The sequence below is a fragment of the Arthrobacter sp. FW306-05-C genome (genome assembly GCF_021801725.1).
Classification (GTDB): Bacteria; Actinomycetota; Actinomycetes; order Actinomycetales; family Micrococcaceae; genus Arthrobacter.
Map to the genome: position 1 here is coordinate 3,977,902 of NZ_CP084556.1, position 25,180 is coordinate 4,003,081.

Consider the following 25,180-nt stretch of genomic DNA (forward strand, 5'->3'; position numbering starts at 1 on the left):
GCCCACCGGGGCCCTGCGAAACGTAACCGTCCCGTCGCCGTCGGACGCCTTCCGCATGTGACGTGGAATACTTCCCTACAGGTGAGCGGCCAGGGAGGCCGGAGGAAGTGTGGAAAGGCCGGTCAACATGCAGGAAACGGTTAACGAGGACCAGCAGGCACGCCGGCATGTGCTGTCTGCTGTGTCCCGGGAACGCGGGCTTGGGCTGCGCCCGGACCCGGACTTCGACCGGCGCCTCGAGGAGCACTTTCCCACGCTCCGCAGCCTGTTCCACTCCCTATACGGCGACCGCAATGACTGGCTGGACCAGCTCACGGACCTGGTCCTCCAATGTGCCCGCTCCTGGCAGGACCGCTCACCGGAACTGAAGGCCCTGGACGCCGAACGCGAGGCAACTTCGGACTGGTTCCAGTCCAACCGGATGCTCGGCGGGGTCTGCTACGTGGACCGCTACGCCGAAAGCCTGGAAGGGGTGCGGGCCCGCATCCCGTACTTCAAGGAACTGGGCCTGACCTACCTGCACCTCATGCCCCTGTTCCTGGCACCCGAACCCCATTCGGACGGCGGCTACGCGGTCTCGAGCTACCGTCAGGTCAACCCGAAGCTGGGCACCATGGAGCAGCTGCGCTCCCTTGCAGCGGAGCTGAAGGCCAACGGCATCAGCCTGGTGGTGGATTTCATCTTCAACCACACCTCGGACGAGCACGAATGGGCCCGGAAGGCAGCCGCGGGAGATCCCGAATTCAGCGACTACTACTGGATCTTCCCGGACCGGACCATGCCGGACGCCTTCGAGGCGAACGTCCGCGAGATCTTTCCCGAGAACCACCCCGGCTCCTTCATCCAGATGGAGGACGGCCGGTGGGTGTGGGCCACGTTCCACACGTACCAGTGGGACCTGAACTACGCCAACCCGGAGGTGTTCCGGGCCATGGCCGGCGAGATGCTGTTCCTCGCCAACCAGGGCGTGGACATCCTGCGCATGGATGCGGTGGCGTTCATCTGGAAGCAGCTGGGCACCGCCTGCGAAAACCTCCCGCAGGCGCACACGCTGCTGCGGGCCTTCAACGCCGTGTGCCGGCTGGCGGCGCCGTCGCTGCTGTTCAAGTCAGAGGCCATCGTTCACCCGGACGAGGTGGCCCTGTACATCGACCCCAAAGAATGCCAGCTGTCCTACAACCCGCTGCAGATGGCCCTGATCTGGGAATCCCTGGCCACCAGGGATGCCTCGCTCCTGGCCCAGGCCCTGGAGCGCCGGCACAACATCCCGGACGGCACGGCCTGGGTGAACTACGTCCGCAGCCACGATGACATCGGCTGGACCTTCGCCGACGAGGACGCCGCCGAACTGGGCATCAACGGCTTTGACCACCGCCGTTTCCTGAACTCCTTCTACGTCAACAGGTTCCCCGGCAGCTTCGCCCGCGGGGTCCCCTTCCAGGACAATCCGAAAACCGGAGACTGCAGGATTTCCGGCACGACGGCGTCCCTGTGCGGCATGGAGGTTGACCCGGCTGAGGCGGTGGAACGGATCCTCCTGGCCCACTCGGTGCCGTTCAGCACCGGCGGCATCCCGCTGCTGTACCTGGGCGACGAGGTGGGCCAGGTCAACGACTATGGCTACGCGTCGGAACCGGGCCACGGGGAGGACAGCCGGTGGGTCCACCGCCCGCACTTTCCGGCGGAGCAGTACGCCCGCCGCCTGGATCCCGCCACTCCGGAAGGTGCAGTGTATGCAGGCCTGAAACGGATGATCGAGGTCCGGGCGAATACCGCTGAACTTGCCGGAACCACGCTGGTGGACTTCCACACGAACAACCGGTCAGTCCTGGCCTACCAGCGGCCCGGCGATCCGGAGGATGGCAGCGCGGTCCTTTCCCTTGCCAACTTCAGCGACTCCGCCCAGACCCTTCCGCCGGAGACCTTCGGCGGATTCGCGCCGGCCGCCGTCGACCTTCTCTCCGAGGCTGCCCTTCAGCTGGACGACGGCGTAATGCTCCTTCCCCGGCAATACCTCTGGCTGCGCGTCACCCCGGCGTAGCATCGCGGTGCCCGTTTTCTTAACCCGTGTCCGTGCGTGAAACCATACGGATTATGGCCTCCAAGATTGCGTACCAGGGTGAGCCCGGCGCCAACTCCAATATCGCGTGTCAGCAGATGTTCCCGGACATGGAAAGCGTTCCATGCGCCAGCTTCGAGGACGCCTTTGAGCTGGTGGCCAGCGGCGAGGCGGAGCTGGCCATGATCCCCATCGAGAACTCCATCGCCGGGCGGGTGGCGGACATCCATATCCTGCTGCCGCAGTCCAACCTGCAGATCGTGGGCGAGTATTTCCTGCCCATCCACTTCGACCTGCTGGGCATCCCGGGGAGCACCATCGAAGGTGCCACCGAGGTGCACAGCCACATCCACGCGCTGGGCCAGTGCCGGAAGCTGATCCGCGAACACGGCCTCAAGCCGGTCATCGCCGGTGACACCGCCGGGTCCGCCCGGGAAGTGGCCGAATGGAACGATCCCCGCAAGCTCTCCCTGGCTCCCCCGCTTGCCGCGCAGATCTACGGCCTGGATGTCCTGGCCTCGCGCGTGGAGGACGACCCGTCCAACACCACCCGCTTCGTGGTCCTGGCCCGGGAAACGGCACTGCCGGCCCGGGAGGAACTTCCCGGACCGGCAGTCACCAGCTTCGTTTTCCGCGTCCGCAACGTCCCCTCCGCCCTGTACAAGGCGCTGGGCGGTTTTGCCACCAACGGCGTGAACATGACCCGGCTGGAGAGCTATATGGTGGGCAACGAGTTCGCGGCCACCATGTTCATGGCCGACGTTGAAGGCCACCCCGAGGACCTGCCGCTCAAGCTGGCCCTCGAGGAACTGGACTTCTTCACCACCGAGGTGCGGATCCTGGGCGTCTACCCGGCGGCGGCCTACCGGGCGGCAGCAGCCACCGCCTGACGCGGCTGTGTCACCGGTTCCCTGCGCTTGAGCAGCGGCCCGAAGAACGCCCCCAGCTCAGCAGTCGCCGCCAGCGGCAGGACGCTGGCCACGTACTGGTCCGGGCGGACCACCACGACGGCGCCGTTGCGGTCGACGCCGCGCAGGTCGAAGATGTCGGCCTTGGGATCCGTGGCGTACACCTTTTCGTAGTCGGTCAGCTTGAACGGCCCCACCTGCGGCTTGAACACTGCAGGAACGGCCCCGATCTCGACGGCGGTGTGCGGCTGCTGGTAGACGACCTTCAGGTCGAACCACGCATCCGGGTCGGCGCCGGCAGGGGTGGCGGCCAGCGGGGATTCCGGCGAGTTGGCGAACCATTCCGCGAGCTTGTCCGTGGCGGAGCCGGTGCCGGGCAGGGCGGGATCGGCGAAGACGTAGATCCGCCAGCGGCCGTCGGCGGTGGCGTGATGGCCCAGGTGGATGGGGTTGGTGTCACCGACGCGGACCACGGGTGCGGACTTGAAGCGCTTTCCGACCGGGAAGCCGGCAGCCAGGTCCTGGTGCCCGCTGCTGCCCACGATAAGCGACGGCGCGTACTGGGTCATGAAACCGGCCGGGAACTCCGCGGTGCGGACATAGAACTCCTCCAGCTCCGACGGGTCCTCGAACTCCTCGGGCTTCTTGGCCATCATTGATGACCACTGCTTGTCGAAGTCGATCAGGTTCTTCGCCACCACCTGCCGCTCCTCGGAGTAGGTGGAAAGCAGGCTTTCGGGGCTGCGGCCCTCAAGGACATGCCCCAGCTTCCAGGCGATGTTGAAGCCGTCCTGCATCGAGACGTTCATGCCCTGGCCCGCCTTGGCGCTGTGGGTGTGGCAGGCGTCGCCGGTGATGAATACGCGGGGGGTGCGGGTGCCGCGGTCCGCCGGCAGGACGTCGTCGAACCTGTCCGTGAGGCGGTGGCCCACCTCGTACACGCTGTGCCATGCCACGTTGCGCACATCCAGGGTGTAGGGGTGGAGGATGTCGTTTGCCTTGGCGATGATCTGCTCAATGCTGGTGTTGCGCACTGCGTGATGGGTGGCAGGATCCACTTCGCCCAGGTCCACGTACATGCGGAACAGGTGGCCGCCTTCGCGCGGAATCAGCAGGATGCTGCCCTTTTCGCCCTGGATGGCGCACTTGGTACGGATGTCGGGGAAATCGGTGACGGCCAGTACGTCCATGACGCCCCAGGCGTGGTTGGCCTGGTCCCCTGCCATGGTGCAGCCAATCGCCTGGCGAACCTTGCTGCGGGCACCGTCGGCCCCCACCACGTACTTGGCGCGGACCGTCCGCTCCTGCCCCTCGTTGGGTCCTGCAGTGTGGAGCAGGGTCACGGTCACCGGGTAGTCCCCTTCAGTGGCGACGGTGAGGCCCTGGAATTCGTAGCCGTAGTCGGGCTTGAGTCGGGTGGGCGAATTCGCGGCGAACTCGGCGAAGTAGTCCAGAACGCGTGCCTGGTTGACGATCAGGTGCGGGAACTCGCTGATGCCCATCTCGTCGTCCACGGCACGGGCAGAACGGACAATGTTGGCATGGTTGGCGGGATCAGGCTTCCAGAAGGCCATCTCCGTGATCCGGTACGCCTCGGCGGTGATGCGTTCCGCAAAGCCGAAGGCCTGGAAGGTCTCCACGCTGCGGGCCTGGATTCCGTCGGCCTGGCCGATGGCCAGCCTGCCGGGACGGCGCTCGACAATGCGGGTGGTCACGTTGGGGAACATCGACAGCTGCGCGGCGGCGAGCATACCGGCAGGGCCGGTCCCGACGATAAGGACGTCCACTTCCTCAGGAAGCTCCTCGGGCCGGTTCAGGCCGACGCCGGCTGCGGGCTGGACGCGCGGGTCACCGGATACGTATCCGTGGTGGTGGAACTGCACGGGCTTTCCTCACTTCATTGTGGATAACTGTTCCGTCAGATTGATTTTGTTCGATATTGGAACATTAGATTCGATAATCGAAACTAAAAACTTGGTTTCCACTGTACGCCGCATGTGATGTGGGCGACAAGTGGATCAGGAGCTATCAGGAAAGCGGTGGAAAACCGGGGGTTGACGGACCGCGCGGAAGCGGCCATAGTGATCGTATACGATTTCGTACCTGATGAGGAGAAGGATTTGGAGCAGGTCAACGGCGACACCCTGGCGGCAGCACGCAAGGTGATCGCGGTGCACATCAACTACCCCAGCAGGGCTGCCCAGCGCGGCCGCACCCCGGCCCAGCCGTCCTACTTCCTCAAGCCTTCCAGCTCCCTGGCACTCAGCGGAAGCCCCGTCGAGCGGCCAGCCGGCTGCGAACTGCTCGGCTACGAAGGCGAGATCGCCCTGGTGATCGGCAAGGCCGCCCGCCGCGTCAGCATGGAGGACGCGTGGAGCCATGTCGCCGCCGTCACGGCCAGCAATGACCTCGGCGTGTACGACCTGCGGTATGCCGACAAGGGTTCCAACCTTCGGTCCAAGGGCGGGGACGGGTTCACCCCCGTGGGCCCGGCACTGATCCCGGCAGACGCCGTCGACCCTTCCAGGCTCCGCATCCGCACCTGGCACAACGGTGAGCTGGTCCAGGACGACACCACCGAAGACCTCCTCTTCCCGTTCGCCCGCCTTGTGGCGGACCTGTCCCAGCTGCTCACCCTCGAAGAGGGGGACATCATCCTCACCGGCACCCCGGCCGGCGCCTCCGTGGCCCAGCCCGGCGACGTCCTGGAGGTTGAGGTGGCCAGCCTTGATGGTTCGCTCTCCACCGGCCGCCTGGTCACCACTGTTGAGGAAGGCACGACGGCGTTCGCCGACTTTGGCGCGCAGCCCAAGGTCGATGACCTGCAGCGGGAGGAGGCCTACGGTTCGCGCGAAGCAGCCGGACTTGCCGCGGTTTCGCCCGCCCTCTCCCCGGAACTGAAAGCAAAACTTGAGTCAGTTGCCACCGCCACGCTGTCCTCGCAAATGCGCAAGCGCGGCCTGAACAACGTCAGCATCGATGGGCTGCAGGCCACCCGGCCGGACCGCCGCGTTGTGGGCTTGGCCCGGACCCTCCGGTATGTGCCCAACCGCGAAGACCTGTTCAAGACCCACGGCGGCGGCTTCAACGCCCAGAAGAAGGCCATCGACTCCGTGAACGAGGGCGAAATCCTGGTCATGGAGGCCCGCGGCGAGAAGGGCACCGGCACGGTGGGCGACATCCTGGCCCTCCGTGCCCAGGTGCGGGGCGCCGCTGCCATCATTACCGACGGCGGCGTGCGGGACTACTCGGCCGTCGCGGATCTGGAAATGCCCACCTACTTCGCCAACCCTCACCCTGCGGTGCTGGGACGGCGCCACATTCCGTGGGACACCGACATCACCATCGCCTGCGGCGGCGCCACCGTGCAGCCCGGCGACATCATCGTGGCCGACTCGGACGGAATCCTGGTGATCCCGCCGGCCATCGCCGAGGAACTGGTGGACGACTGCATCCAGCAGGAGAAGGAAGAAGCCTTCATCTTCGAGATGGTCAAGCAGGGCAACAGCGTGGATGGCCTCTACCCCATGAACGCCGAATGGCGGACCAGGTACGTGGAGTGGGAACGCATGGGCAGGCAGCACCAATGACTGAGACAGCATTGACCGGCGTGCCGGAGCTTTCCGATACCCCTTCCGGCAGCAAGTCGGAGCAGGCCTACCAGTCCGTCAAGGCCCGGATCGTGGAAGGCACCTACACCCCCGGCTACCGGCTGGTCCTGGGGGCCATCGCCAAGGACCTGGGGTTCAGCGTGGTCCCGGTGCGGGAGGCCATCCGGCGGCTGGAAGCCGAGGGCCTGGTGACCTTCGAACGGAACGTCGGCGCTACCGTGGCAGGAATCGATCCCACGGAGTACCTGTACACGATGCAGACCCTCAGCATTGTGGAGGGGGCCGCGACGGCGCTGTCGGCCCCGCTGATCGACTCCGCCGCGGTGGCCCGGGCCCGGGCTGTGAACCAGGAGATGCGCGAGTGTTTGGAACACTTCGATCCGGTCCGGTTCACTCAGCTCAACCAGGACTTCCACAGCGTCCTGTTCGAGCACTGCCCCAACCCGCACATCCTGGACCTGGTGCACCGCGGCTGGAACCGGCTCGCATCCCTCCGGTCCTCCACCTTCCGCTTCGTCCCCGGCCGCGCCCGCGACTCCGTGGAGGAACACGAGAACCTGCTGAAACTCCTCGAAACCGGAGCCGACGCGGACGCCATCGAAAAGGCAGCCCGGCTCCACCGGACAGCGACGTTGGACGCGTACCTCGCCCAAACCACCTAAGCGCTCTGCCCGGCCGGACGCGCAAACCCTTGCAGGACAAAGAACACAGTTAGGACTTCAACGATGACTGCCTCTGTAGAAACCGCCAAGCATTACGTTCCGGAGGATCTGCCCACGCATATCCAGCACTACATCAACGGCCAGTTCGTGGACTCCGTGGGCGGCAAGACCTTCGACGTCCTGGACCCGGTCTCCAACCGGAACTACGCCACGGCAGCGGCGGGCCAGAAGGAAGACATCGACCTCGCCGTGGCTGCCGCCCGCGAAGCGTTCGTCAATGGCCCATGGCCGAAGATGAAGCCCCGCGAGCGCGCCCGGGTCCTGAATAAGATCGCTGATGCCGTGGAAGCCCAGGAAGCACGCCTTGCCGAACTCGAAACCTTCGACACCGGCCTGCCCATCACCCAGGCAAAGGGCCAGGCCCTCCGCGCCGCCGAGAACTTCCGGTTCTTCGCGGACCTGATTGTCGCCCAGTTCGACGATGCCATGAAGGTCCCCGGATCCCAGATCAACTACGTGAACCGCAAGCCGATCGGTGTCGCCGGGCTGATTACCCCGTGGAACACCCCGTTCATGCTGGAGTCCTGGAAGCTCGCCCCGGCCCTGGCCACCGGCAACACCGTGGTCCTCAAGCCCGCCGAGTTCACTCCCCTGTCCGCTTCGCTGTGGGCCACCATCTTCAAGGACGCCGGCCTGCCCGACGGTGTCTTCAACCTGGTCAATGGCCTGGGAGAGGAAGCCGGCGACGCACTGGTCAAGCACCCGGACGTCCCGCTTATCTCCTTCACCGGCGAGACCACCACCGGCCAGACGATCTTCCGCAACGCCGCAACCAACCTCAAGGGCCTGTCCATGGAGCTCGGCGGCAAGTCCCCCTGCGTCGTGTTCGCCGATGCGGACCTCGACGCCGCCATCGATTCCGCCCTGTTCGGCGTCTTCTCCCTCAATGGGGAGCGCTGCACCGCAGGTTCCCGCATCCTGGTGGAACGCGCCATTTACGACGAGTTCTGCGAGAAGTACGCCGCCCGGGCCAGGAACATCGTGGTCGGCGACCCCCACGACCCCAAGACCCAGGTGGGAGCTTTGGTGCACCCCGAGCACTACGAGAAGGTGGCTTCCTACGTGGAGATCGGCAAGTCCGAAGGCCGGCTCCTGGCCGGCGGCGGCCGCCCCGACCACCTGCCCGAAGGCAACTACATCGCACCCACGGTGTTTGCCGACGTCGCACCCGACGCCCGGATCTTCCAGGAGGAAATATTCGGACCCGTCGTGGCCATCACCCCGTTCGAGAACGACGACGAAGCCCTCGCGCTGGCCAACAACACCAAGTACGGCCTGGCCGCGTATATCTGGACGCAAAACCTCACCCGGGCCCACAACTTCTCGCAAAGCGTCGAAGCCGGCATGGTGTGGCTGAACAGCCACAACGTCCGCGACCTGCGCACCCCGTTCGGCGGCGTCAAGGCCTCCGGGCTGGGCCACGAGGGCGGCTACCGCTCCATCGATTTCTACACGGACCAGCAGGCCGTGCACATCACGCTCGGCTCCGTCCACACCCCCAAATTCGGCGCCTAGCCCAACTAGCTCGCACTTGTTGTCGTTTTGAAGCTCCAAAACGACAACTACTGCCAGTCAGTTGGGGAAAGCCCTTTCGAAGAAGAGAGAATCCCATGACCAACTTCGTTCCCACCCCCACCGTCCCGGCACCGGACATCGTGCGCTGCGCCTACATGGAAATCGTGGTCACGGACCTCGCCAGATCCCGCGAGTTCTACGTGGACGTCCTGGGCCTGCACGTCACCGAAGAGGACGAGAACGCCATCTACCTGCGCTCCCTGGAGGAGTTCATCCACCACAACCTGGTGCTGCGCAAGGGACCCGTGGCCGCCGTCGCCGCGTTCGCCTACCGGGTGAAGTCCCCCGCCGAGGTAGACGCCGCAGAGGCCTACTATAAGGAGCTCGGCTGCCGCGTGGAGCGCCGCAAGGACGGCTTCACCAAGGGCATCGGCGACTCCGTCCGCGTGGAGGACCCGCTGGGCTTCCCCTACGAATTCTTCTACGAGGTGGAACACGTCGAACGCCTCACCCAGCGCTACGACCTTTACTCGGCCGGTGAACTGGTCCGCCTGGACCACTTCAACCAGGTCACCCCCGACGTCCCGCGCGGCCGGGCGTACCTGGAGGACCTCGGCTTCCGCGTCTCCGAGGACATCAAGGATTCCGACGGCGTCACCTATGCCGCCTGGATGCACCGCAAGCAGACGGTCCACGACACGGCTCTGACCGGCGGCAACGGCCCGCGCATGCACCACGTCGCGTTCGCCACCCATGAGAAGCACAACATCATCCAGATCTGCGACAAGATGGGCGCCCTGCGCATCAGCGACCGGATCGAACGCGGCCCCGGCCGGCACGGCGTGTCCAACGCGTTCTACCTCTACATCCTGGACCCCGACGGCCACCGCATCGAGATCTACACCCAGGACTACTACACCGGCGATCCCGACAACCCCACCATCACCTGGGACGTCCACGACAACCAGCGCCGCGATTGGTGGGGCAACCCCGTCGTCCCGTCCTGGTACACCGAGGCCTCCCTCGTCCTGGACCTGGACGGCAACCCGCAGCCGGTCATCGTCCGCGAGGAAAAGTCCGAGATGGCGGTGACCGTGGGGGCCGACGGCTTCTCCTACACCCGCAAGGACGGTTCACCGGAAGGCGACCGGACCGGCTTCAAGCTGGGAGCGCAGGTCTAGCCATGCTTGAGCCGACGACGATTGAGGCCATCGCGGACGAACTGGTGGAAGCCGGCCGGACCCGCACCCCTGTTCCCCGCCTGACCGCCCGCTACCCTGGCATGACGGTGGAGGACTCCTACGCGGTGCAGCAGCTGTGGCGGCGCCGGAACGAGGACGCCGGCAGGACCCTGGTGGGGCGCAAGATCGGCCTCACGTCCAGGGCCATGCAGGCCGCCACCGGCATCACGGAACCTGACTACGGCGCCATCTTCGATGACATGGTGCTGGAAACCGGCTGCTCCGTGGAGTGGGACCAGTACACGCACCCGCGGGTGGAGGTGGAGCTGGCGTTCGTGTTGAAGGACGGGCTCAAGGGCCCGGGCGTGACCATTTTCGATGTCCTGAAGGCCACCGACTACGTGGTTCCGGCCCTCGAGATCCTGGACTCCCGGATCGAAATGGAGGGCCGGACCATCGTGGACACCATCTCGGACAACGCGGCCATGGGCGCCATGGTGATCGGCGGCAACCCGGTGAAGCCGGACGCCGTGGACCTGCGCTGGGTCTCCGCCATCCTCTACAAGAACCAGACCGTGGAGGAGACCGGGGTTGCCGCCGGAGTCCTGGACCACCCCGCCAACGGGGTCCATTGGCTGGCCAACAAGATCGCCGCCCACGGTGACGCGTTGAAGGCCGGGGACATCATCCTGGCCGGTTCCTTCACCCGTCCCCTGTGGGTGTACAAGGGTGATACCGTGCATGCCGACTACGGACCGCTGGGGAGCGTGACATGCCGTTTCGAATAGAGGACACCTTCCGGTCCGCGCTGGCTGCGGAAAAGCACAAGGGTAAGGCAGGCCGGCCGCTGGCCGGCATGTGGGTCTGCTCCGGCAGCCCGCTCATCGCCGAACTCTGCGCCGGATCCGGACTGGACTGGCTGCTGATCGATGCCGAACACAGCCCCAACGGACTCGAATCCATCCTCGCCCAGCTCCAGGCCATCCACGGCTACCCTGTGCATACCCTGGTCCGGCCGCCGGTCAACGACACCGTGGTGATCAAGCAGTACCTGGACCTGGGCGTGCAGAACCTGCTGATCCCCATGGTCAACTCGGTCGCCGAGGCCGAGGCCGCCGTGGCCGCCACCCGATACCCGCCGCAGGGCGTCCGGGGCGTGGGCTCCGCTCTTGCCCGCGCCGCACGGTGGAACCGGGTTCCGGACTACCTGGCCAAGGCCAACGAGACCATCAGCGTCACCGTCCAGATCGAATCCACGGCCGCCGTCGAGTCAGTGGAGGACATCCTCAAGGTCGACGGCGTGGACGCCGTCTTCGTCGGCCCGTCAGACCTCGCGGCCTCCATGGGACTGCTGGGACAGCAGGAACACCCCGACGTGCGCGCCGCCGTCGAACACTGCCTCGCCGCCGCCAAAACGGCCGGGAAACCTGCCGGCGTTAACGCCTTCAACCCGGACACCGCGCAGCATTATCTCGACCACGGCGCCGATTTCATCCTGGTGGGCGCCGACGTCGCCCTCCTGGCCCGCGGCTCCGAGGCCCTCGCGGCGAAGTTCGTAAAGCCAACCGACGGCGAAACCCGGCCCAGCTACTAAGCCCCCGTGGTTGAGCCCGCTGCCGGACTGGCCCAGTTTTCGACGCGGGAAACCCGGAAACCCGGGCTCCCGTCGTGGGTTATCTCCGAAAAGTGGGCCAGTGTGGCACAGGGGCCTTCGTTGCTAGCCCATGGCCGGGGCGGCTGACGTCCGGCCGGCGAACTGGCGGCGGGCCCAGCGTGCCAGTTTCTTGCCCTTGCCCTTCCACCAGTTGTCCTCGTCCTGGTTGTGGTGGAACCGGAAGACGATAGCCACCAGCACGAACATGCCCATCACCACATTTATCCAGGAGGAAACCACCAAGGCGATGAAGACGGTCATGGCATTGGCCATGATGGACGGGATGGCCAGGGTCCGGAACACCGTGCTGGCCACGTAGCGCCGGTGCGACCTCGGGACGGAAAGCTCGCGGACCATGTCGAAGCAGACGCAGACCACCACGACAGTCTGCCCGATGGCCAGCAGGATCTGCCCAGGCAGGGAGTGGCTGAACGCGGCCACCGATTCCATTCCCGGACTCATGGCCGGGCCTTGCGGATGAGACCTTTGCTGAGAACTCTAAACACGGAAAAACCCCCAGAACTTGTGGAACCACCGCCGCTGATCCGGCGATGGTTCCATTCAAGTTTCAGGGGGCTGTCCGGTCACGAGTAGTAGGTACTCTATTTTCGGCAGGCAGCGGGATGCAGTACTTACTGCCCAATGGCCCGGGGCCGCCACAGCATGACAGCCTGCGACCTGGGCCGGGGCCGCTGTCCGCGTGCCAGGCTCACCACGTCACCGGCTGCGCCGGCAGCAAAGATCCGCGAGTCCACCGCACGGGGCCGGCGGCCCAGTTCCTCGGTGAGCTCGGTGATGCGGCTCTGGAGGGCCGCGACCTGGTTTTCGAGTTCCAGGATGCGCTTGATGCCCTCGAGCGATACGCCTTCCTGGGACAGCCGCTGCACTTCCCGCAGCATGTTCACGTCACGCTGCGAATAGCGCCGCGATTTCCCGGGGGCGCGGCTGGGCTTGACGATGCCCAGCCGGTCGTACTGCCGCAGGGTCTGCGGATGCATGTCCGCCAGCTCGGCCGCCACGGAGATCACGAAGATCGGCTGGTCAGCACTGATGTCCACGGCTCACCTCCGCCCTAAAGCCGGGCCTTGGCTGCCAGGCCCTCGCGGACGTCCGCCGACGACGTTGCCTCGGCGAACGCCTTGACCGCAGCTTCGGCGTCCTTGTTGAGATTCTTGGGAACTGCGACGTCGATGGTCACCAGAAGGTCGCCGGTGCCCTTGGAGGTCTTCACGCCTTTGCCCTTCACCCGCAGGGTGCGTCCCGACGGCGTGCCCGCCGGGACGCGGACCTTCACCTTGTCGCCGTCGATGGTAGGCACTTCGATGTCGGCGCCCAGGGCAGCCTCCGGGAAGGTGACCGGGACGTGGATGCGGAGGTTGTCGCCGTCGCGCGTGTAAAAAGCGTGGGGCTGGACGGAGACGGACACCACCAGGTCGCCGTTGCCGGCAGCACCCGGCTGGCCCTTGCCGCGCACGCGGACCTTCTGGCCGTCCTTGATGCCGGCAGGAACGCGGACATCGATGACTTCGCCGCTGGGCTCGCGCAGGCCGATAGTGGTGCCGCGGATGGAACCGGCAAAGGAAATGCTGGTGGAAGCGGTCCGGTCAGCGCCCTTCTGCGGCGTGCGCTGGAACCCGGGGGCACCGCCGAAGCCGCCAAAAAGATCCGCGAACTCGGGAGGGATGCCACCGGCGGAAGGATTGAACCCGCCCGCATGGCGTCCGGTGTTGCCGGTGAACAGGCCGCCGAACATGTCCTCGAACCCGCCGTTGCCACCGGCGGCACCGCCGGGAGCAAACCGCGCCCCGCTGCCCATGGCCCGGATGGCGTCATACTGCTGGCGCTCATCGGGATCCGAAAGCACCGAATAAGCCTCGGAGATGTCCTTGAACTTCTTCTCGGAAGCAGCGTTCCCCGCATTCGTATCAGGGTGGTGCTGGCGCGCAAGCTTCCGGTAGGCCTTCTTGATGTCGGCGTCGGAAGCGTCCTTGGCAACACCAAGGATCTTGTAAAAGTCCTTGTCCACCCAATCCTGGCTAGCCAATGGCGTTTCCTTTCAAAAAGTACGTGCCGAGATGGCAGTTCACATCAGTGTTCTTACGAATCATTGCTGCGAACTGCCATCTCGTTGGAGTAATGCTACGCAGGTACAGCGACGATGACCTGGGCTGCGCGGAGGACGCGGTCTCCTGATTTGTAGCCTGAGCGGAGCACCTGGCTGACGGTGTCAACCTCGATGTCCTCGCCGGGCTGCTGGATCAGGGCCTCGTGGATCGTGGGATCGAACTCCACGCCGGTCTCGTTGATGCGGACCAGGCCGTACGTCTTCAGCGCGTTCTCCAGTTTGTTGGCGATCGCGGCGAAGGGTCCGTCGGTGAGGTCGCCGTGCTGACGGGCGGCGTCGACGTCGTCCAGGACCGGGAGCAGGGAGTTCAGGACGCCGATGACGGCCATTTCCCCTGCCACGGCGCGGTCGCGTTCAACGCGCTTGCGGTAGTTGACGTACTCAGCCTGGAGGCGGAGCAGGTCGTTGCGCAGTTCGGCTGCCTCGGCGTTGCCGGTTGATCCTGCCGGTGCCCCCTGGGCCACGGATTCCTCGGCCGGCACGTCCACGCCGTTGAGAATCTCCTCGGCCTGGGCCAGTGCGTCGCCGTCGGAATCTGCTCCGGCCTGGGAACCGGCCCCGGGGGCAGTGTTTCCGCCTTCAGCGTGACTGCCCTCGGGGTGCCGGGCCTGCCCGGTCACCGGGTCAACCTTGCGGTTGTCCCGGATGATCGGTTCGCCGTTCTGACCGCGCTCCTGGCCGGCGGATGCGTTGTGCTCTTCCTCGTTACCGTGGTGCGGCATGGGTTACTTCTTCGCTTCGTCTTCGTCGATGATCTCGGCGTCGACGATGTCCTCGTCGGAGGAACCTGCCGAAGCTCCGGCGGCACCTTCGGCACCTGCAGCGCCTGCAGCCCCTGCGCCGTCCGGGGAACCGGCCTGGGCGTAGATCGCTTCGCCGAGCTTGGTCTGGGAAGCCTGAAGCTTCTCGAACGCAGACTTCACAGCGGCGTCGTCGGTGCCTTCGAGGGCCTTCTTGAGGCTGTCAACGTCGCCCTGGACCTCGGTCTTGACCTCTTCGGGCAGCTTGTCCGCGTTGTCGGCGATCAGCTTGTCCACGGAGTAGGCCAGCTGCTCGGCGGTGTTGCGGGTGTCGGTTGCCTCGCGGCGGGCCTTGTCCTCGGCTGCGTGCTCCTCGGCGTCACGGACCATGCGCTCGATGTCTTCCTTGGAAAGGCTGGAGCCACCGGTGATGGTCATGGACTGTTCCTTGCCGGTGCCCTTGTCCTTCGCGGAGACGTGGACGATGCCGTTGGCGTCGATGTCGAAGGTGACCTCAACCTGCGGAACACCACGCGGTGCCGGGGCGATGCCGGTCAGCTCGAAGGTGCCCAGCGGCTTGTTGTCGCGGGTGAATTCACGCTCGCCCTGGAAGACCTGGATGGCCACGGACGGCTGGTTATCGTCGGCGGTGGTGAAGGTCTCCGACCGCTTGGTGGGGATGGCGGTGTTGCGCTCGATCAGGTGCGTCATCACGCCGCCCTTGGTTTCGATGCCGAGGGACAGCGGGGTGACGTCGATCAGGAGGACGTCCTTGCGCTCACCCTTCAGCACACCTGCCTGCAGGGCTGCACCGACTGCCACGACCTCGTCCGGGTTGACGCCCTTGTTGGGCTCCTTGCCGCCGGCCAGTTCCTTCACCAGCTCGGAGACGGCGGGCATACGGGTTGAGCCACCGACCAGCACGATGTGGTTGATGTCGGAGAGCTTGATGCCGGCTTCCTTGATGACGTCGTGGAACGGCTTCTTGGTGCGCTCGAGCAGGTCCTTGGTGAGGTCCTGGAACTTGGCGCGGGTCAGCTGCTCATCCAGGTGGACCGGGCCGTCGGGGGTGACGGAGAGGTACTGGAGCGAGACGTTGGTGCTGGACGATGAGGACAGTTCCTTCTTGGCCTGCTCGGCGGCTTCGCGGAGGCGCTGCAGGGCGATCTTGTCCTTGGAGAGGTCGATGCCCTTGACCTTGAGCTGGTTCAGCAGGTAATCAACGACGCGCTGGTCCCAGTCGTCGCCGCCCAGTCGGTTGTCACCGGCGGTGGCACGAACCTGGATGGTGGAGAAGTTGTCTTCGTCCTTGCCGACTTCCAGCAGGGAGACGTCGAAGGTACCGCCACCGAGGTCGAAGACCAGGATGAGTTCGTCTTCCTTGCCTTTGTCCAGGCCGTAGGCGAGTGCTGCGGCGGTGGGCTCGTTGACGATGCGCAGGACGTTCAGGCCGGCGATTTCGCCGGCTTCCTTGGTGGCCTGGCGCTCGGCGTCGTTGAAGTAGGCCGGAACGGTGATGACGGCGTCGGTGACCTTTTCACCCAGGTAGGACTCGGCGTCGTTCTTCAGCTTCATGAGGATACGCGCGGAGATTTCCTGCGGGGTGTACTTCTTGTCGTCGATGGCCACGGTCCAGTCGGTGCCCATGTGGCGCTTGACCGAAGCGATGGTGCGCTCGATGTTGTTGACGGCCTGGCGCTTGGCGATCTCGCCAACCAGGACCTCGCCGGACTTGGAGAATGCAACGACCGACGGCGTGGTGCGGCCACCCTCGGCGTTGGCAATAACGGTGGGCTCGCCACCTTCGAGAACGGAGACGACGGAGTTGGTGGTTCCGAGGTCGATACCTACTGCACGTGACATGTGTTGCTTCCTTCTTTCCTTGGAAACTGGTTGGCGCCCTAAGCGTTGAGCGTTCTGCACTCAACTCTACTCAGGGCGCCACCGATGTCAATCCAAAGTTGAGCGGACCCCGCTCAACTTTGAAATGTGTCCAGGCTTAAGGCGGCAAAATTCCTTGTGTTTCCGGCATCCAAAGAAAGATGTACGACGGCGGCAGGGCAGTTCGCTCTGCGAGAACGGCGCCGCCGGGCTGCTTAGCGCTCCGTGCCGCGGTCTCCGTGGAGGGGTCCGCGTTCCTCCGTTGTCGCCTGCATCTGGCCGCCGCCGGTCAGCCCTTCTCGGATGACTTTCTCGGTGCGGGCATCACCGGCCGTCCCGGCATCACCGTAATTGCCTTCCTCATACTCGCCCTCCGGCGTACCCCGCTCCGGCTCATTGAGGGCACCCGCGTCGCCATAGTCGCCGTCTTCGTATTGCCCGTCTTCCCCCGCATTTTCCGCGCGGGTGCCGGCAGGCCCGGCGTCCCCGTAATCGCCCTCCAGGTACTGGCCCTCACCCGCGCCCTCCGCCGGCCTGTCCACGGCTCCGGCGTCGCCGTAATCGCCATCCACGTACTGCCCACCTTCCCCTTCCAGTCCAGGTGCGCTGCTGCCGCTGCGGGGTTCCTCGGCTGCAAATTCCGGGTTCTCAGTCATGGTGCATCTCTCCTTCGAGGCTCCGCGTCCGTGCGGGCGCATTGGCAGTCTACCGACGGGGCGGGCGCACCAACAGGGTTCCGGCGGCCCGCATCGCCCACTGGAAACGGCTGTTGCCGCCACCGTGGAATGGTGGCGGCAACAGGGTTAGGGCGGGAAAGGCAGGGACTAGCGGGTGGGAACCTCTTCCAGGGGCTCGACGCCGGGCTCCCGCGGCTGCACGGCGTTTCCGCCGTCGGTCCGCCCCAGCTTGCTGGGCCACCAGATTCGAGGGCCGATGTCGTAGGCCAGGGCCGGGACCAGCAGCGAGCGCACCAGCACGGTGTCCAGCAGGACGCCGAAGGCCACGATGAAGGCCAGCTGCACCAGGAACATGATCGGAATGACACCCAATGCCGCAAAGGTGGCGGCCAGCACCACGCCTGCGGAGGTGATCACGCCGCCGGTCACGCCGAGGCCGCGGAGGATGCCGGGGCGGGTGCCATGCTTGAGCGATTCCTCCCGGACCCGGCTCATCAGGAAGATGTTGTAGTCCACGCCCAGGGCCACCAGGAACACGAAACCGAACAACGGAACGGTTGCGTCGGCGCCGGGGAAGCCGAAGAGGTTGTTGAACACGAAGGCCGAGACTCCCAGCGCGGCTGCGTAGGACAGCACCACGGAGAGCACCAGCAGGACCGGGGCCACGACGGAGCGCAGCAGCAGCATCAGGATAAAGAGGATCACCACCAGCACCACGGGGATGATGACCACCAGGTCGTGCTGGGCAGTGGTGTTGGTGTCCAGCGCCGTTGCGGTTACGCCGCCAACCAGGGCGCCGGGATCAACGGCCTTCACCTCGGTGCGGAGGGCCTTGATGGTTTCCTCCGCCTCCAGCGAGTCCGCGGCATTGTTCAGCGTGGCATTGATCAGCACCTTTCCGTCCCGTACGTCCGGGGCGCTGGGAGTGCCGGGGGCTCCGGTGATGGGCACACTGCCCGGGCCGAGCAGGTACGCCTCGCCCACGCCGTCGTCCGCTTTCACCTTGGCCAGCACCTCTGCTGCCTTGTCCTGGTCGGCCACCACGACGGCGGGGCTGCCGCTGCCGGCGTCGAAGTGCCGGGCCAGTGCGTCCTGGCCGTCGACGGCATTGGAGGCGGTGAGGATGACATCCGTCTGCGGCACGCCGTTGGCTTTCAGCTGGAACAGGCCGCCTGCGGCGACCAGCAGCAGGAGGACTGAGGCCACCCATACTGTCCTGGGGCGGCGCGACACCAGCGAACCGGTGGCGCGCCACAGGCCCTTCTGGCCTTCGAGCCCGGTGACCAGCTCAGGCTCGCGCTGGTCTGCCGGCAGGAGCTTGGGACGGAAGGGCCAGTACGCGGCCCTGCCAAGCAGAGCCATCAGGGCGGGCAGCAGGGTCAGCGCGGCGAACAGGGCGCACAGGATGCCTGCCGCGGCAACCGGCCCCAGTGCCTTGTTGGAGTTCAGGTCGGAAAAGAGGAGGCACAGCAGCGCGATGATCACGGTGGCGCCGGAGGCCACGATCGGCTCGAAGGACGCTTTCCAGGCGGTCAGGACGGCGGCGGTGCGGTTGGTGGTGTGGGTGAGGGCCTCGCGGAAGCGGGCTACGAAGAGCAGGGCGTAGTCCGTGGCCGCGCCGATCACCAGGATGGAGAGGATGCCCTGGCTTTGGCCGTTGAGCTGGATCCAGCCGGCCTTGGCCATGCCGAACACCAGCAGGATGGCAGCGCACAGGGCGAACACCGAGGTCAGCAGCACCATGATGGGCAGCAGCAGGGACCGATAGACGATCAGGAGGATCACGAACACGGCGGACAGGGCCACGAGCAGCAGGATGCCGTCGATTCCGCCGAACGCAGCGGTAAGGTCCGCCGCAAGTCCGGCCGGACCGGTCACGAAGGTCTGGGCACCTTCGGGCGCTGCCTCCTTGACCGTGTCGCGGAGTTCCTTGACGGCGTCCTTGAGCTCGGCCGACGATCCGATGGGCACAACGAACTGCACAGCCTTGGCGTCCTTGGAGGGAATTGGGCCGATGACGGTGCTGCCCAGCTTGAGGTTCTCAAGGTCGGCCTTCAGGGTGGCAAGTTCGCCCAGCTGCGGGGGCGTGAATGCCTCGCTCTTCTCGATGACGATGATGCCGGGGACTTCGTCGGAGTCACGGAACTTCGCCTGCCAATCCTGGGCCTCCGTGGCCTCGGCGCTGGCGGGCAGGAAGGAGGCCTGGTCGTTGGACGAAACCTCCTCCAGGCGGCCGAAGGTTGGGCCGCCCACGCCCGCGAGGCCCAGCCAGGTCAGCACCAGGACAACCGGGACCAGCCAGCGCAGCCAGAACGGGACACGTTCCCTGCCAACTTTTGTGCGTTTCATGATGCCTTCCGGGGGTGAGCAGGAGGAGTAGTATTTGTTCCATCATAGATTATCTCCATGACAGAGATAAGTGCCAGTCAAGCTTTTTTCGTTTCGCCGGAACTATTGCCCGGCGGGTGCAGGTGGCTCCATGGGGCCTGGAGTAATATCCGTCAGGACGCCTGGGCAAAACTCGGCGCAGGAATGAAAGCTGGGAGGTGGAGATGGCGGAGAACAAGGCTCCGGATGCTTCCCCTTTTGAGCAGGCAGGCCCGGAGTTCGGGCACCCGCTGCTGCGGATCCTGCAGGAGTTCACCATCGAGGCGAACCGCTACGTGGATGCCGCCGGGGACCGCAAGGACATGCACCGCACGGACATGAACGCCCTCGCCGTGATCATGCGCCATACCGCCAGGGGCAACGTGGTGACGCCCGGCCTGCTGCGGAAGGAACTGAACCTGAGTTCACCCGCCACTACCGCACTGATCGACCGGCTGGACCAATCCGGCCATGTGGTCCGGGAACGCCACAGCACGGACCGGCGTCAGGTCCAGCTCAAGATGACACCGAAGGCATTCCGGGAGGGGGGTGCCATCTTCGCTCCGCTGGCGCAGCACATGGGCAGCGCCATCGCCGGCTTCTCGGAGGAGGAGCTGGACACTGTCACGCGCTTCATGACGGCAATGATTGACGCAACCGTGGCGGCAAGGACGGAATCCGAATAGCAGGACCGATGGAGGGGTAGCGTTTGATCATGAGTGCGCAGCAGCCCGAAGACGACGTTTACACGCACGGCCACCACGAATCGGTGGTCCGCGCCCATGCCGCCAGGACCGCCGAAAATTCCGCGGCCTTCGTCCTCCCCTACCTCACGCCCGGGTCGACCCTGCTGGACGTCGGCTGCGGACCGGGCACCATCACCTGCGACTTCGCCGCCCTGGTCAACCCCGGAAAGGTCACCGGGTTGGACCGTTCACCGGACATCGTCGCCCATGCTCAGGCGCTCGCCGTCGAACGGGAAGTGCCCAATGTGGACTTCGTGGCGGGCAACATCTATGACCTCGACTTTCCCGACGAAAGCTTCGACGTCGTCCATGCCCACCAGGTACTCCAGCACCTGACCGATCCCGTGGAGGCCCTGCGGGAGATGCGGCGCGTGGCTAAGCCGGGCGGCATCGTGGCGGTACGGGACGCCGACTTCCACGGCATGAGCTGGTACCCCGAAATCCCTGAGCTGGACGAGTGGATGGACCTGTACCAGCGGATCGCGCGCCGCAACGGAGCAGAGCCCGACGCCGGGCGGCGGCTGGTCAGCTGGGCCCAGTCCGCGGGCTTCACCGATGTCGCCCCCACCAGCAGCAACTGGCTTTACGCGACCGCACAGCAGCGCCGCTGGCAGGCACGCGTCTGGGGTGAGCGGGTACTGCATTCAGCCTTCGCCGAGCAGGCGCTGGAGTACGGGTACGCCGAGCCCGCGGACCTGGCGCGGATCTCGGCCGGCTGGCACCGCTGGGGCTCCACGGACGACGGCTGGTTCCTGATCCCCAACGGCGAGGTCATCGCCCGGGCGTAGTTCCGCCGCTCGCCGTGGACACCCGCACCCCACGTAATATTGTTTAGTGCAATTTTCCCTGTGGCTGGCCCTGGCGGGTGCCGGCGTCCTGATCAGCTTCACCCCGGGGGCCGGGGCCATCAACACCATGAGCAACTCGCTCAACGCCGGCTTCCGCCGCTCCATATGGGGAATCCTGGGCCAGCAGGCGGCCCTCATAGTGCACGTCCTGATCGTGGCCCTGGGCGTTGGGGTGCTGGTGGCGAGCTCCCCCATCGCCTTCAATGTGATCCGCTATGCCGGGGCCGCCTACCTGGTGTACCTGGGCATCCGCCAGTTCCTCAGCAAGCCCGCGGCCGCGCAGGAGCAGGCGGCGGTCCTCCGCAACGAGCCCACCTGGTCCATCTTCCGGCGGGGCTTTTGGGTCAACCTGTTGAACCCCAAGGCGATCGTCTTTTTCCTTGCGTTCACGCCGCAGTTCATCCGGCCGGATCAGCCCCTGTTCACCCAGTACGCCATTCTGACAGCCACCATCGTGGCCATCGACATCCTGGTGATGTGGTTCTTTTTCGCAGCAGCCGCGCGTTCGTTCCAGCGGTTTACCAGCACCGAGCAGGGCCAACTGGTGCTCAGCAGGGTCTTCGGCGTCCTGTTCGTCGGCGTGGGAATCCTGCTGGCACTGATCCACTGACAGGGGCCTTTTCCACTCCCGCCACGGGGATGGCCCGTACCCATTTCGGGCCAAGTAATGCATCTTTACAAGCTTGTAAAACAATGTGAACAGCCGGGTAGCCAAGAGGGTTCGGCAGCGCGCATGCTTAGTCCCATGAACTCAACGTCGAGCGCATACCGCGTCATCACCGTCTGCACGGGCAACATCTGCCGGTCCCCCATGGCCGAGCTCATGCTCGGGGCAGCCTTGGAACGCGAGGGCCTCGACGGACTGGTGGAGGTGGACTCGGCCGGCACCACGGGTTACGAGGCCGGCCGGCCCATCGATCCCCGGGCAGCCCGCCGGCTCGCCGCGACACAGCTGGCATCGGAGCATCACGTTGCGCGGGAGTGGGAGCCGGACTGGTTCCGCGAGCGCGACCTGATCCTGGCCCTGGACATTGACCACTACGCGTGGCTGACTGAAGCCGCACCGGACCAGGAATCGCTGGACAAGATCCGGATGCTCCGCAGTTTTGATCCCGCCATGGCGGACCGTGACCTGCTGGACCAGGGCATCGAGGATCCCTGGTACGGCGGGCACGCGGATTTCGACGCCGTGTGGCATCAGATCCACGCCGCCCTCCCGGGCCTTGTCCAGCACATCAAGGCCGCCGTCCTGCAGAACACCCAGCTTCAACCGCACTAGGAGCCTCCAAGCGCAGGAAAATCTTCCAGCGGAAGAAAGCCGGTGCAATCCGGCAGCGCCAGGAGTATTTTGTGCTGCATGCACGCCGCATCCAACCCTGGCAGGTACACCCGTCTCCTTGGCGCTTTGGAGGAGGCCAAACGTTTGGACGCTGCCGTCACGGCAGCAGAACCACTGGCGGCCCGGCTGATGGCGCAGCGCAAAGTCCGCACCATCGTCCGCGGCGACACCACCGGCATTCCCCTGCACACCATCCTCACTGACGGCCCGTTCGGCGCCTGGTGGTCCGCGGTGTTCCTGGACCTTTTCGATGACGAGGCCTCACGCCGCTCCTCCCAGCGACTGGTGGCCCTTGGGGTTGTGGCCGCCGTCCCCACAGCCCTGTCCGGCTGGGCAACCTGGTCAGGCAAGGACCGCCCACTGAAGCGCGTCGGCGTTGTGCACGCTGCCGCCAATGCCGCGGCCACGGCCGTCTACGTCGCCTCCTGGCGGGCGCGGTCCCGCGGCAACCACCGGGCGGGGGTACGGCTGGCGCGGATGGGGGCAGTCCTGCTGCTGGTGAGCGGGTTCCTGGGCGGGCACCTCAGCAGCGGGCGGCATGCTTCCCGGCAGGGCGAAGCTCATGGATAAAAGGGGTCGATGGAAAACGGTACGCTCTAGTCCATGAGCCCAGCCCCCGTCATCATCGCCGTCGACGGGCGCTCCGGCGCAGGGAAGACCACCCTCGCCGTCGAACTTGCGGCGCGGCTCCGCGCCCACCACAAGGTCTCACTGTTTCACCTGGAGGACATCTACCCGGGCTGGGACGGGCTGGCCGCCGGAATCGAACGCTATGTCACCACCGTCCTCACGCCGCTGAGCCGCGGCGAGGCAGCCTCCTGGACCAGCTGGGACTGGGAGAACCATTACGACGGCGAGGCCCGGGTGACGCTGCCCGCAGAGATCGTCATCATGGAGGGCGTAGGGGCCGCCGCGGAAGCCGCCCGCCCCATGATCGACGCGGTGATCTGGGCCGAGTCACCGGACGACACCCGCCGGACCCGGGCGCTGGACCGGGACGGCGCAACCTTTGAGCCGTATTGGGACCGGTGGGCTGCCCAGGAAGAAGAATGGCTGGGACGGGACGACGTGCCCGGCCAGGCGGACCTTCGCGTCCAGAACCTCGCTGACGGATCAGCCCCGTCGGACCTGCTGCAGCTCCTCCCCTACCTGCCCGCCCTGGCACCGGTCCTCGCGCCCGAGTTGTCCGCCCGCCGGGGCCTGCGGCTCCGCGCCGAGCGGCTGGATGCCGTGCCGGACGCACCGGCGCTGTTCCAGTCGCTGTACGGCGCAGCGGCCAACGCTGTATGGCTGGATTCCTCGAATGCGGGCAGCTCGCCCGGCGCGGCAGGCGCGGCGGGGCGGACAGCCGCTGAGCGGAGCCGGTTCAGCATCATGGCGGACGACGGCGGCACGTTTGGACAGTCCGTCACGTACCGTTCAGGCGTCAGCCGGATCAGCGCCGGCTCCTGCACGGCACGGGTCCCGGGTCCGTTCTTCCGCTGGCTGGATACCGTCTGGGGCCGGCGGGCCGTGCGCACCCCGGACGGGTATCCCGGCGAGTTCACCCTGGGCTGGCTGGGCTGCCTGGGCTATGAGCTGAAGCGCGAAACCGGGGGCAGTGACGTTTCCGCGCCCACCCCGGATGCTGCCTTGATTTTTGCCGGCCGGGCGGTGGTTTTGGACCACGCCGAAGGCGCCGCCTGGCTGCTGGCGCTGGAGGCACCGGACGCCGGGGAATGGCTGGCCCGGGCGCGCGCGGCCGTGGAAGCCACCGCAAGCGCAACCGCGGACGCCGGCGGCAGCACCGGCGTCGTACCTTCCCCACCGCCCGTCTTCCGAAGCCGGGACACCGGCGCCAGGTACCGGGAAAAGATCGCCGCCGCCCAGCACGAAATCGCCGAGGGAAACACCTACGAGGTGTGCCTGACCACCACGCTCGAAGCCCGGACCCCGGCCGGCTCGCTGGACCCGTGGGCCACCTACCTGGCGCTGCGCCGCAGGAATCCGGCACCGTTTGCCAGCTACCTGCGGCTGGGAGACGTGGCCGTGGCCAGCACGTCCCCCGAGCGGTTCCTGAAGATAGCCTCCGACGGCGGCATGCGCGCCGAGCCAATCAAGGGCACCCGGCGCCGGGCTGCCGACCCGGCGGAGGACAGCATGCTGCGCACGGACCTGGCCACGTCCCTCAAGGACCGGGCCGAAAACATCATGATCGTGGACCTGCTGCGCAACGACCTCAGCCACTTCGCAGAACCGGGATCCGTTACGGTCAGCCGGCTTTGCGCGATCGAAAGCTATGCCACAGTCCACCAGATGGTCAGCACCATCGATGCGCAGCTCCTCCCGGGGGCGCCGCGGGCAGAGGCGGTGGCGGCATGTTTCCCGGCAGGCTCCATGACCGGAGCACCCAAGATCAGCACCATGGCCATCCTGGACCGGCTGGAGGCGGGGCCGCGGGGGCTCTATTCCGGTGCCATCGGCTACTTCTCGCTCAACGGGGCGGCCGATCTCGCCGTCGCCATCCGGACGCTGGTGCTCAACACGGCAGGGGACGGGACTGTGGAACTGTCACTCGGCGTCGGGGGCGCCATCACCTCGGACTCCGTTGCCGACGAGGAGTACGAGGAGATCCGCACCAAGGCCTATGGCGTCCTCTCCACGCTGGGCGCAGTCTTTCCGGAAGACTGACGGCGGGCATGGCCCGGCTCCTGCCATCGGCAACCACGCTGCATCCACACTGCGGACGCCCGTTTAGGAGGACGGTGCAGGGGGTAGGGCCTCAGAGCGTCAGCTGAACCGCTCAAGCCAGGCGGCGGACTCCAAGG

The 25,180-nt window shown here is 66.1% G+C and carries 22 protein-coding genes; 14 read left to right on the forward strand and 8 right to left on the reverse strand.

What is annotated here, in order from left to right; genetic code table 11:
• Nucleotides 1–127 precede the first annotated feature (127 nt).
• Nucleotides 128–2,041: an amylosucrase gene (locus LFT44_RS18515; RefSeq protein ID WP_236799912.1), complete on the forward strand. Its 1,914-nt coding sequence runs from the start codon at nucleotides 128–130 to the stop codon at nucleotides 2,039–2,041.
• Between the two features lie 53 nt (nucleotides 2,042–2,094).
• The gene (locus LFT44_RS18520; RefSeq protein ID WP_236799913.1) at nucleotides 2,095–2,949 is read left to right on the forward strand and encodes a prephenate dehydratase; all 855 of its coding nucleotides are present in this window, start codon (nucleotides 2,095–2,097) and stop codon (nucleotides 2,947–2,949) included.
• Here the strand turns inward: LFT44_RS18520 and LFT44_RS18525 are convergent.
• The gene (locus tag LFT44_RS18525; RefSeq protein ID WP_236799914.1) at nucleotides 2,922–4,850 is read right to left on the reverse strand and encodes an FAD-binding monooxygenase; all 1,929 of its coding nucleotides are present in this window, start codon (nucleotides 4,848–4,850) and stop codon (nucleotides 2,922–2,924) included. The two genes, LFT44_RS18520 and LFT44_RS18525, sit on opposite strands and share 28 nt — an antisense overlap.
• Nucleotides 4,851–5,087: 237 nt before the next feature.
• Between LFT44_RS18525 and LFT44_RS18530 the strand changes: the two genes are divergently transcribed.
• The 6 genes from LFT44_RS18530 to LFT44_RS18555 all read left to right on the forward strand — a co-directional run bounded on the left by LFT44_RS18530 (nucleotide 5,088) and on the right by LFT44_RS18555 (nucleotide 11,590).
• Nucleotides 5,088–6,557 carry a fumarylacetoacetate hydrolase family protein gene (locus tag LFT44_RS18530; RefSeq protein WP_236802951.1) on the forward strand — a complete coding sequence of 490 codons (1,470 nt, stop codon included), beginning with the start codon at nucleotides 5,088–5,090 and terminating at the stop codon, nucleotides 6,555–6,557.
• Nucleotides 6,554–7,240, forward strand: a complete 687-nt coding sequence (locus LFT44_RS18535) for a GntR family transcriptional regulator (RefSeq protein WP_236799915.1) — start codon at nucleotides 6,554–6,556, stop codon at nucleotides 7,238–7,240. Before LFT44_RS18530 ends, LFT44_RS18535 begins: the two co-directional genes overlap by 4 nt.
• Nucleotides 7,241–7,303: 63 nt before the next feature.
• Nucleotides 7,304–8,815, forward strand: a complete 1,512-nt coding sequence (hpaE, locus tag LFT44_RS18540; protein WP_236799916.1) for a 5-carboxymethyl-2-hydroxymuconate semialdehyde dehydrogenase — start codon at nucleotides 7,304–7,306, stop codon at nucleotides 8,813–8,815.
• Nucleotides 8,816–8,910: 95 nt separating this feature from the next.
• Entirely contained in the window at nucleotides 8,911–9,996 is a 1,086-nt protein-coding gene (gene hpaD / locus LFT44_RS18545) for a 3,4-dihydroxyphenylacetate 2,3-dioxygenase (RefSeq protein WP_236799917.1), read from the forward strand.
• A 2-nt stretch (nucleotides 9,997–9,998) separates the two neighbouring features.
• Nucleotides 9,999–10,784: a 2-oxo-hept-4-ene-1,7-dioate hydratase gene (gene hpaH, locus LFT44_RS18550; protein WP_236799918.1), complete on the forward strand. Its 786-nt coding sequence runs from the start codon at nucleotides 9,999–10,001 to the stop codon at nucleotides 10,782–10,784.
• Entirely contained in the window at nucleotides 10,769–11,590 is an 822-nt protein-coding gene (locus tag LFT44_RS18555; protein WP_236799919.1) for an HpcH/HpaI aldolase family protein, read from the forward strand. Before hpaH ends, LFT44_RS18555 begins: the two co-directional genes overlap by 16 nt.
• A 123-nt stretch (nucleotides 11,591–11,713) precedes the next feature.
• On the opposite strand, the gene LFT44_RS18560 is transcribed toward LFT44_RS18555, so the two are convergent.
• From LFT44_RS18560 to LFT44_RS18590, 7 genes are all read right to left on the reverse strand, one after another.
• Nucleotides 11,714–12,100 (reverse strand): hypothetical protein, encoded by a 387-nt coding sequence (locus LFT44_RS18560; RefSeq protein ID WP_236802952.1) that lies wholly within the window; start codon nucleotides 12,098–12,100, stop codon nucleotides 11,714–11,716.
• A 182-nt stretch (nucleotides 12,101–12,282) separates the two neighbouring features.
• The gene (locus tag LFT44_RS18565) at nucleotides 12,283–12,708 is read right to left on the reverse strand and encodes a heat shock protein transcriptional repressor HspR (RefSeq protein WP_272910812.1); all 426 of its coding nucleotides are present in this window, start codon (nucleotides 12,706–12,708) and stop codon (nucleotides 12,283–12,285) included.
• A 14-nt stretch (nucleotides 12,709–12,722) separates the two neighbouring features.
• Entirely contained in the window at nucleotides 12,723–13,694 is a 972-nt protein-coding gene (locus LFT44_RS18570) for a DnaJ C-terminal domain-containing protein (RefSeq protein ID WP_236799920.1), read from the reverse strand.
• 95 nt (nucleotides 13,695–13,789) lie between these two features.
• Complete coding sequence (locus LFT44_RS18575) at nucleotides 13,790–14,497, reverse strand: nucleotide exchange factor GrpE (protein WP_236799921.1); 708 nt, start codon at nucleotides 14,495–14,497, stop codon at nucleotides 13,790–13,792.
• A gap of 3 nt (nucleotides 14,498–14,500) precedes the next feature.
• Entirely contained in the window at nucleotides 14,501–16,378 is a 1,878-nt protein-coding gene (gene dnaK / locus LFT44_RS18580) for a molecular chaperone DnaK (RefSeq protein WP_236799922.1), read from the reverse strand.
• A gap of 233 nt (nucleotides 16,379–16,611) precedes the next feature.
• Nucleotides 16,612–17,052, reverse strand: a complete 441-nt coding sequence (locus LFT44_RS18585; protein WP_236799923.1) for a hypothetical protein — start codon at nucleotides 17,050–17,052, stop codon at nucleotides 16,612–16,614.
• Nucleotides 17,053–17,220: 168 nt separating this feature from the next.
• The gene (locus tag LFT44_RS18590; RefSeq protein WP_236799924.1) at nucleotides 17,221–19,422 is read right to left on the reverse strand and encodes an MMPL family transporter; all 2,202 of its coding nucleotides are present in this window, start codon (nucleotides 19,420–19,422) and stop codon (nucleotides 17,221–17,223) included.
• Nucleotides 19,423–19,625: 203 nt separating this feature from the next.
• On the opposite strand from LFT44_RS18590, the gene LFT44_RS18595 reads away from it, so the two are divergent.
• The 6 genes from LFT44_RS18595 to pabB all read left to right on the forward strand — a co-directional run bounded on the left by LFT44_RS18595 (nucleotide 19,626) and on the right by pabB (nucleotide 25,043).
• Entirely contained in the window at nucleotides 19,626–20,126 is a 501-nt protein-coding gene (locus tag LFT44_RS18595) for a MarR family winged helix-turn-helix transcriptional regulator (RefSeq protein WP_236799925.1), read from the forward strand.
• A gap of 29 nt (nucleotides 20,127–20,155) precedes the next feature.
• Complete coding sequence (locus LFT44_RS18600; protein WP_236799926.1) at nucleotides 20,156–20,974, forward strand: methyltransferase domain-containing protein; 819 nt, start codon at nucleotides 20,156–20,158, stop codon at nucleotides 20,972–20,974.
• Nucleotides 20,975–21,020: 46 nt separating this feature from the next.
• Nucleotides 21,021–21,644, forward strand: a complete 624-nt coding sequence (locus LFT44_RS18605) for a LysE family transporter (RefSeq protein WP_236799927.1) — start codon at nucleotides 21,021–21,023, stop codon at nucleotides 21,642–21,644.
• A gap of 135 nt (nucleotides 21,645–21,779) precedes the next feature.
• Nucleotides 21,780–22,313 (forward strand): low molecular weight protein-tyrosine-phosphatase, encoded by a 534-nt coding sequence (locus tag LFT44_RS18610; protein WP_236799928.1) that lies wholly within the window; start codon nucleotides 21,780–21,782, stop codon nucleotides 22,311–22,313.
• A 78-nt stretch (nucleotides 22,314–22,391) separates the two neighbouring features.
• Nucleotides 22,392–22,943, forward strand: a complete 552-nt coding sequence (locus tag LFT44_RS18615) for a DUF2231 domain-containing protein (RefSeq protein WP_236799929.1) — start codon at nucleotides 22,392–22,394, stop codon at nucleotides 22,941–22,943.
• 33 nt (nucleotides 22,944–22,976) lie between these two features.
• Nucleotides 22,977–25,043 (forward strand): aminodeoxychorismate synthase component I, encoded by a 2,067-nt coding sequence (gene pabB, locus LFT44_RS18620; RefSeq protein ID WP_236799930.1) that lies wholly within the window; start codon nucleotides 22,977–22,979, stop codon nucleotides 25,041–25,043.
• Nucleotides 25,044–25,180: the final 137 nt, after the last annotated feature.